General features: G+C 65.2%; 12 protein-coding genes. 7 read left to right on the top strand and 5 right to left on the bottom strand.

The window, feature by feature from the left end:
* Nucleotides 1–355: class I SAM-dependent methyltransferase (locus ABNS06_RS08565; protein WP_348673901.1), on the bottom strand; the 355-nt coding region annotated here is incomplete at its 3' end.
* A gap of 68 nt (nucleotides 356–423) precedes the next feature.
* Nucleotides 424–741 carry an SCP2 sterol-binding domain-containing protein gene (locus ABNS06_RS08570; protein ID WP_348673903.1) on the bottom strand — a complete coding sequence of 106 codons (318 nt, stop codon included), beginning with the start codon at nucleotides 739–741 and terminating at the stop codon, nucleotides 424–426.
* Nucleotides 742–888: 147 nt separating this feature from the next.
* Here ABNS06_RS08570 and ABNS06_RS08575 point away from each other — a divergent pair, with 147 nt between their 5' ends.
* The 4 genes from ABNS06_RS08575 to ABNS06_RS08590 are packed head-to-tail and all read left to right on the top strand — an operon-like array spanning nucleotide 889 to nucleotide 3,209.
* Nucleotides 889–1,227: a type 1 pili tip component gene (locus ABNS06_RS08575; RefSeq protein WP_348673904.1), complete on the top strand. Its 339-nt coding sequence runs from the start codon at nucleotides 889–891 to the stop codon at nucleotides 1,225–1,227.
* Nucleotides 1,211–1,870, top strand: a complete 660-nt coding sequence (locus ABNS06_RS08580) for a CoA pyrophosphatase (RefSeq protein WP_348673905.1) — start codon at nucleotides 1,211–1,213, stop codon at nucleotides 1,868–1,870. The genes ABNS06_RS08575 and ABNS06_RS08580 overlap by 17 nt, the downstream gene beginning before the upstream one ends.
* Entirely contained in the window at nucleotides 1,863–2,231 is a 369-nt protein-coding gene (locus ABNS06_RS08585) for a MazG nucleotide pyrophosphohydrolase domain-containing protein (RefSeq protein ID WP_348673907.1), read from the top strand. The genes ABNS06_RS08580 and ABNS06_RS08585 overlap by 8 nt, the downstream gene beginning before the upstream one ends.
* 36 nt (nucleotides 2,232–2,267) lie before the next feature.
* Nucleotides 2,268–3,209 carry a DegV family protein gene (locus ABNS06_RS08590; RefSeq protein WP_348673909.1) on the top strand — a complete coding sequence of 314 codons (942 nt, stop codon included), beginning with the start codon at nucleotides 2,268–2,270 and terminating at the stop codon, nucleotides 3,207–3,209.
* Nucleotides 3,210–3,227: 18 nt separating this feature from the next.
* Here ABNS06_RS08590 and ABNS06_RS08595 read toward each other — a convergent pair whose 3' ends face one another.
* On the bottom strand, nucleotides 3,228–3,812 hold the full coding sequence (locus ABNS06_RS08595; RefSeq protein WP_348673910.1) for a hypothetical protein: 585 nt from the start codon (nucleotides 3,810–3,812) through the stop codon (nucleotides 3,228–3,230).
* 188 nt (nucleotides 3,813–4,000) lie between these two features.
* On the opposite strand from ABNS06_RS08595, the gene ABNS06_RS08600 reads away from it, so the two are divergent.
* Both ABNS06_RS08600 and ABNS06_RS08605 read left to right on the top strand, forming a co-directional pair.
* Nucleotides 4,001–4,387 (top strand): hypothetical protein, encoded by a 387-nt coding sequence (locus ABNS06_RS08600; protein ID WP_348673911.1) that lies wholly within the window; start codon nucleotides 4,001–4,003, stop codon nucleotides 4,385–4,387.
* Nucleotides 4,388–4,423: 36 nt separating this feature from the next.
* On the top strand, nucleotides 4,424–4,867 hold the full coding sequence (locus ABNS06_RS08605) for a thioesterase family protein (RefSeq protein WP_348673913.1): 444 nt from the start codon (nucleotides 4,424–4,426) through the stop codon (nucleotides 4,865–4,867).
* Here the strand turns inward: ABNS06_RS08605 and ABNS06_RS08610 are convergent.
* Complete coding sequence (locus tag ABNS06_RS08610; RefSeq protein ID WP_348673915.1) at nucleotides 4,864–5,346, bottom strand: hypothetical protein; 483 nt, start codon at nucleotides 5,344–5,346, stop codon at nucleotides 4,864–4,866. The two genes, ABNS06_RS08605 and ABNS06_RS08610, sit on opposite strands and share 4 nt — an antisense overlap.
* 9 nt (nucleotides 5,347–5,355) lie before the next feature.
* Entirely contained in the window at nucleotides 5,356–6,723 is a 1,368-nt protein-coding gene (gene purB, locus ABNS06_RS08615; protein ID WP_348673917.1) for an adenylosuccinate lyase, read from the bottom strand.
* A 159-nt stretch (nucleotides 6,724–6,882) separates the two neighbouring features.
* On the opposite strand from purB, the gene ABNS06_RS08620 reads away from it, so the two are divergent.
* Nucleotides 6,883–7,205: lyase family protein (locus ABNS06_RS08620; protein WP_348673918.1), on the top strand; the 323-nt coding region annotated here is incomplete at its 3' end.

Genomic DNA, 7,205 nt, shown 5'->3' on the forward strand with positions numbered 1-7,205 from the left:
CGAGGTAGATCACGTCGTGGTCGGTCTCCGAGCGGCGCAGGACATCAATCGAATCCGCCGCGAGAACCCGCATGCGCTCGGCCGTGTCGCGCAACGCCGGAGATTCCAGCGCACGCTGGTGCGCGGATCGCAGCCCGTCCGCCAGCGCGGGCAGGCGCTCGCAGATCGTGACCTCGGCGCCCAGCGCGGCGAGCACGAAGGCGTCACGCCCGTAACCCCCGGTGGCGTCCAGCAGCCGCAGCGGGCGGATGCTGCCCAGCCCGCAGGCACGGGCCAGCGGCTGACGGCGACCTCCGGCGATCCGGCGACGGATGTCGTCGGATTCCCAGTCGATTCCGGTCAGAGGCGCGTCCATGTCAGCGGGGCATGAAAAAGGGCACGCGGAGCGAACTCCACGTGCCCTTGTCCGGTCGATCGTCCGGATCAGCTGAGCTGGCCAGCGTCGAACATCGACGAGAGCTTCTGCGCCAGCATCAGATCACCTTCAAGCTGCAGCTTGCCGGTCATGAACGCGGTCATGCCGTTGAGCTCACCGGTCATCAGCGCGACGAAATCATCGTCGTCCAGCGTCAGCGTCACGTCGGCATCGTCGGTGACGCCGTCGTGAACGGTCAGCGTGCCGCTGTCGATCACGCAGTACTTCGGATCGCTGACCTTGTACTGCACCGTGGCGGACAGATCGCCGGCCTCGTCGCCGTTGAAGGCTTCCGGCATCTTCTTGAAGATCGTCTCCATGTCCATCGTCAAAATCTCCTGGATGGCCGCAGCATGCGGCTGGGATAAAAAACTGAGAAGGCATGCTAAAGCGGCCATGATGCGGTGGCAACGCGAGCGGTACTTCGGCGTATAGTGGGGAACCCCGGATTGCGAACTACACCTTCGATGCGCATGAAACAACTCCTTGAGCAGTGGCAGCAGGACGCCGCCGCTCCGCGAGCTGCGAAACTGTACGAAATCCGCCTTCCGCTCTTCGACGCCGCCAAGATCGCCGCGCTCAGCGAGCTCTTTCCCGGTCGCAGCGAGGAACAAATCCTCACCGACCTGTTGTCCGCCGCGCTGGATCAGATCGAAGCCGAGTTTCCCTACGAACGCGGCCCGGTGGCCGAGGTCGACGAGGAGGGTGATCCGATCTACGCGGACGCGGGTCTCACCCCCCGGTATCGGGAGCTGGTGGAAGCCCATGTCGAGCGGCTGCAGCAGGCGGACGGCGATGGCGGAGGGCGCTAGCTCGCTGCCGGACATGATCCCGAGCCCGCTGGACCGGATTCGGGACGTGCTTCGGGATACCCACGCCGAGCCGCCTCGGCCCGTCACCCGGCTCGGACTGCCGCTGGGCTTCGATCGCCTGCTCGGTCCGCACTGGCAGCGCACGCTGCGCCCCGCGGCCGTGCTGGTGCCGATTCTCGATCGCGAGGACGGTCCCCGGGTGCTGCTGACCCAGCGTTCCGACAAGCTGCGGGATCACGCCGGGCAAATCAGTTTTCCCGGCGGGCGGATCGAGCCCACGGACGCGTCCACCGCGGCCGCGGCGCTGCGCGAGGCCGACGAGGAGATCAGCCTCGATCCGGCCGCGTCGGAAATCCTGGGTTACCTGCACGACTATCCGACGATTTCCCGCTTCTGTGTCACCCCGGTGGTCGCGCGGGTCCGCGATGGCGTGAGCTTCGAGCCCGACGGGGTGGAAGTGGCCGCCGTGTTCGAGGTTCCGCTTCATCACGTGCTCGATCTGGGCGCCTATGAGCGCAAGACGCTGGGCAAGATGGGGATGGACATCCCGTTCATGGAACTCATGTGGGAGGACTGGCGGATCTGGGGCGCGACGGCGGGCATGCTTCACGATCTCGCGAGCCTGGTGGCCGAGCATGCTTGATGCGCTGAGCACGGCGGCCCGGTTGCAGCGACAGGCGGCGGCCAAGGGATTCGACTGGCCGGATCTGGATGGCGTCTGGGCCAAGGTTCGCGAGGAGATGGACGAATTGCAGCAAGCGGGTGACGACACCGCGTCGCGCTACGAGGAACTGGGCGATCTGCTGTTCGCGATCGTCAATCTGGCCCGGCATCTGAAGATCGAACCCACCGATGCGATGATGGCGGCCAACGCCAAGTTCGAGCGGCGTTTTACCTACGTCGAGGACGCCATGGCCCAGGCGGGACTGGAGATGTGCGCCGACAATCTCGACGCGATGGACGCAGCCTGGGAGGACGCCAAGGCCGACGAACGATCGCGTTGATCACCGGGCCGCGCCATCGCGGCAGGGGGACAGACAATGAAGGTAGGACTGGTTGCCGACCCGACATGCGATCTGCCGCGGGACTTCCTCGACGAGATGGGCGTGTTCGTGCTGCCCATCGCCATTCGCATTGGCGACCGGGAACTGCTCGATGCGCGCGATCCCGGCGAGACGCTGGCCTTCCACACGAATCACCTCGCCGCCAAGGGCACGCTGGCCGAATCCCGCGCGCCCTCCGTCGAAGATGTCCGAAGGTTCTTCCTCGATCGCGTGGTGACCGGCTGCGATTTCGCCTTGTGCCTGACGGTGTCGTCGACACGTAGTCCGGTTTTCGCCAACGTCACCAAGGCCGGGCTCGGGATTCTGACCGAGTACAAGGCGACGCGGCATGCGGCGAAGATGGAGGGTCCGTTCGCCGTCCGCGTGCTGGATTCGCGCAACATGTTCGCCGGGCAGGGCGCGTTGACCGCCGAGGCCGCCGCGCTGATCGCCGAGGGTTTCAGCGCCGCCGCGGTGCGGGAGCGGATCGAGGAACTCGCGTATTCGGTGCATTCCTACCTGGTCCCGAAGGATCTGTACTACATCCGTGCCCGCGCGAAGAAGAAGGGTGATCGCAGCGTGGGGCCGTTGCGCTATCTGCTCGGCACGGCGATGAACATCAGACCGGTTCTGGCCTGCACCGATGGCGAGACGGAGGCGGTGCAGACGGAGCGCGGTTTTGAGGCGGCCGTCCGGCGCCTGTTCGATTTCGCCCGTGCGCGGATCGGGGACGGGCTCCAGGGCCGGTTTCTGTGCGTCAGCTACGGCGGTCCGCCGGAGCGGCTGGGCGAGTTGCCGGGATTCGACGAGCTGGTGAGCGCGGCCGAGGCCGGTGGCATCCGCGTGCTGACGTCGGTGATGAGCATGACCGCCGGCGTCAATGTCGGCGACGGGGCGGTGTCGGTCGGGTTTCTCGCCGCGCCGCGCGCGTTCGACTAGAAGGCCTGCGAACAGGCGCTAATCGCGCCGGTCGTCGTAGAGCCGGCGGCCCGGTTGCACGCGGTCACGCGCCTCGGAGCGGGCCAGGGCCTTGCGCTCCACCAGCAGATGCGAATACGCGTTGGACGGTTCCGCCTGGTAGGCCACGCCGTTCACGTAGACGATGCCGGGGCCGCCCACCCAGTCGGTGGCCCACAGGTAGTAGAGATTGCCCTCGCGGCCGGGATCGCCGACCACGTGCACGCCGTCATTGCGGGAACTGAAGTACAGATAGGAGCCGGGTTCGAAACTGACGGCCAGCCAGTCCTTGCCACTGCCGACCGCGATGCCCGGCGTGCCTTTCTCGATCAGGATTTCGTCGACGACACGGGCATTGCGCTCGACCAGGATGCCGCGGCCGATGGTCCGGTTGCCGGACTGCACGGCGCGACGCAGATGGATGTCGTCGGAGACGTAGTACTGCAACGCGCGGAGTTCGCGCTCGTTGAGCTGGTAGCCGGCGCGGAGATACTCGCCGAAGGGAAGGCGGTCGACGCCACGGGTCGACGCGCAGGCCGTCAGATTCAGCGTGATCGCGACAGCGAGAAGAATGGCGTAGCGCATCGAGCCCCCGGAACAATCCCTCAATCAGAGGCCTGAGAGAATAGCAGCCACCGCCATGCTTGCCTTGGGTTGCCCGGCTCTGATTGAATCATCGCCGCATCGGCATTCCCCGAGGATTCGCGACGCGCCGGTCGGCGACGCGATGCTTCATGGCCGGGGATCGCGAAGAAATCTACAGGAGCAGGGGTATGCGGGCGGTTCTATCTGGCATCGGCTTGATCAGCTATTTCGCGATCTGCGTCGCCCTGTTCGTGATCTGGGCGCCTCGGTTCTTCTATCTGAACGTGGATCTGCCAGCGCAGTTCACCCTGGAATACGTGGCGGTCAGCGGTCTGGCCTTTGCGGTCTTCATGGTCTCGGTGATCGCGGCGCAGTCGGTTTCGCCCAAATTCTCCGCCTGGCTGGTCCTGGAAGTCGTCATCGTGGCGATCAGCTTCTGGTTCTGCATCTACACCTTCGATTTCAAGGATCAGTCCGACCTGTTCGCGTTCATCCACATCGTCGCCTGCGGCCTGTTCCTGTTCATGAACATGCGCAGTTATTTCAAGCTCAGCAGCAGCGATAGCGACGACTGATCGCCTTCGGTTCAACGTTCACACAAGGCCTTCGATTTGGCAGCACCACAACGCAGTCGCGACGAATACCGGTTCTGGTATCCGATGCAGATTCGATGGGGCGACATGGATGTGCTCGGGCACGTCAACAACGCCCGCTACTTCACCTTCTCGGAAAGCGCCCGCCTGGCGTACCGGGACGCCAACTTTCCGGCGGATGCTCTACCGGAGCATCAGGACCTGATTCTCGCCCGCACCGGCTGCGACTTCATCCGTCAGCTCAAGCATCCGGACAACCTCGATCTCGGTTGTCGGGTGGTCAAGCTCGGACGCAGCAGCATCGTGTTCGAGGTCGGGATGTTTCTCGAGGACCGGGAGGAACTGGTGGCCCTGAGCGAGGCGATCACGGTGTGGTTCGACTACGCGGGGCAGACCACGGTGCCGGTGCCGGACGCGTTGCGCAGCGCATTACTGGATTTCGAACCGCTGCTGGAAGCCTAAAGCCTGAGCTCGTCGAACTCCCGGCTGCGGCTGCCGTGTGCCCAGTAGGTATTGAAGCGGGCCAGCAACGCTGACGCCCGGCCGGGATCGTCCGGTCGCGCCACTGCCTGGTCCCCCGCCGTGTCATGGCGCTGCACTACGCCGCGCCGGTCGGCGATCAGCCATTCCTCGCGGATCACGTCGGCGGGCGCTACCGCTCCGCGCAGCTGTATCCGGCTGGGAATCTGCCGCGCCAGTTCGATCAGCCGGTGGGCGCCGTCGGCGAGCACCTGCTCGGGCTGGCGGACCAGCACGCGCACGCGATTGCGTTCGTGCCGGATTACCAGTGTTCGGACGATGTCGCAGAATTCCACGCTGCCCCAGAGACGGTGGCTCAGCGTGTCGGAAAACAGAGCCAACTCACGATCGGCGCTGCCGGCAACGGTCAGAACCTTCGCCGGCAGGCTCGTCGTGTCATGCGTGCTGTGTTCCGACTCCATGGCCCGTTTCTAGCACGCCAGCGCCTGTTCCGCAGCATTGCCGACATAGCTGGCGGGTGTCATCTCAAGCAGGCGCGCTTTCACGTCGTCCGGCAGCGCCAGGCCGCGGATGAAGTCGGCCATGCGCTGCTGGTTGACGCGCTGGCCGCGGGTGAGCTTCTTGAGCTGTTCGTAGGGCTTTTCGATTCCGTAGCGGCGCATCACCGTCTGAATGGCCTCGCCCAGCACTTCCCAGTTCGCGTCCAGGTCCGCCGCCATCGCGTCGGGGCTGGCTTCCAGCTTGCCGATGCCGCGGTTCAGCGATTGCAGCGAGATCATCACGTGGCCCATGCCGACGCCGAGGTTGCGCAGCGTCGTGGAATCCGAAAGGTCACGCTGCCAGCGCGAGATCGGGAGCTTCTCGGCCAGATGCGCCATCACCGCGTTGGCGACGCCGAGATTGCCCTCGGCATTCTCGAAGTCGATCGGGTTGACCTTGTGCGGCATGGTGGACGAGCCGACCTCGGTTTCCACCACGCGCTGCTTGAAGTAGCCCAGCGCGATGTAGCCCCAGATGTCGCGGGCGAAATCGATCAGGATCGTGTTGATGCGCATCACCGCGTGGAAGTACTCGGCGATGTAGTCATGCGGTTCAATCTGCGTCGTCGACGGTGCGGGCACGATGTCGAGCCGTTGCAGCACCGAGCGCGACAGCGCCGGCCAGTCCACTTCGGGGTAGGCCGCCAGATGCGCGTTGAAGTTGCCAACGGCGCCGTTGATCTTGCCCTGGACGGCCACGGCGGCCAGCGTGTCCCGCTGCCGGCGCAGGCGATGCACGAACACCGCGATCTCCTTGCCCAGGGTGGTCGGGGAGGCTGGCTGCCCATGGGTGCGCGACAGCATGGGCTGGTGGGCCAGCTCATGCGCCATCGTGCGCAAACGTTCGATCAACTGGTCCAGCGCCGGCAGCAGGAAGCGCGTGCGCGCGTCGTTGAGCATCTGCGCGTGGGCGAGATTGTTGATGTCCTCGGAGGTGCAGGCGAAGTGCAGAAACTCCGTCACCGCCGCCAGTTCCGGCTTGGGCGCGAAGCGCTCCTTGAGGAAGTACTCCACCGCCTTGACGTCGTGGTTGGTCGTGTCTTCGATGGTTTTGACGCGCTGGGCCGCGGTCAGGTCAAAACCCTGATCGATCTCGTCCAGCAGGACTTCGGCCTCGGCGGAGAAGGCCGGCACCTCGGTGACTTCCGGCTGTTCCGCCAGCGCCCGCAGCCAGGTGATCTCCGCCCGGAGGCGGTAGTGCATCAGGCCGTATTCGGAAAAGATCTCGCGCAGATCCCAGGTCTTGTCGGCATAACGACCATCGATCGGGGAGAGGGCGGACAACGATGTGAGCTTCATGCGGAGCGGATCGGGGGCGAGAGGGGGCGCGTATTCTACCCAAGCCGCCGGCCTCGGTGGGCGGCCGGTGGTTCGGCTGTTGGGTCTGGGCTCCAGACGCGTTAGCCTGCATTCAGTCAACCCTGAATCACGCTTACGGGCAGGAGCGGCCGAAAGCACATGAGCAAGACGCGAATCGAACGCGACAGTCTCGGTGAACTTGAGGTGCCGGCAGATGCTCTCTGGGGCGCGCAGACGCAGCGCGCGGTCGAGAATTTCCCCATCAGCGACCGGCGCATGCCGCGGCTGATGATCCGTGCGCTCGGGCTGATCAAGTCCGCCGCGGCCAGTACCAACCAGTCGCTGGGCTTGATGGACGACGCCATTGCCGATGCTGTCATCAAGGCTGCTGCGCAGGTCGCTGACGGCACCTGGGACAGCCAGTTTCCCGTCGACATCTTCCAGACCGGGTCGGGCACCTCCAGCAACATGAACGCCAACGA

The organism is uncultured Abyssibacter sp. (assembly GCF_964000955.1).
In the GTDB taxonomy this organism is placed as follows: domain Bacteria; phylum Pseudomonadota; class Gammaproteobacteria; order Nevskiales; family OUC007; genus Abyssibacter.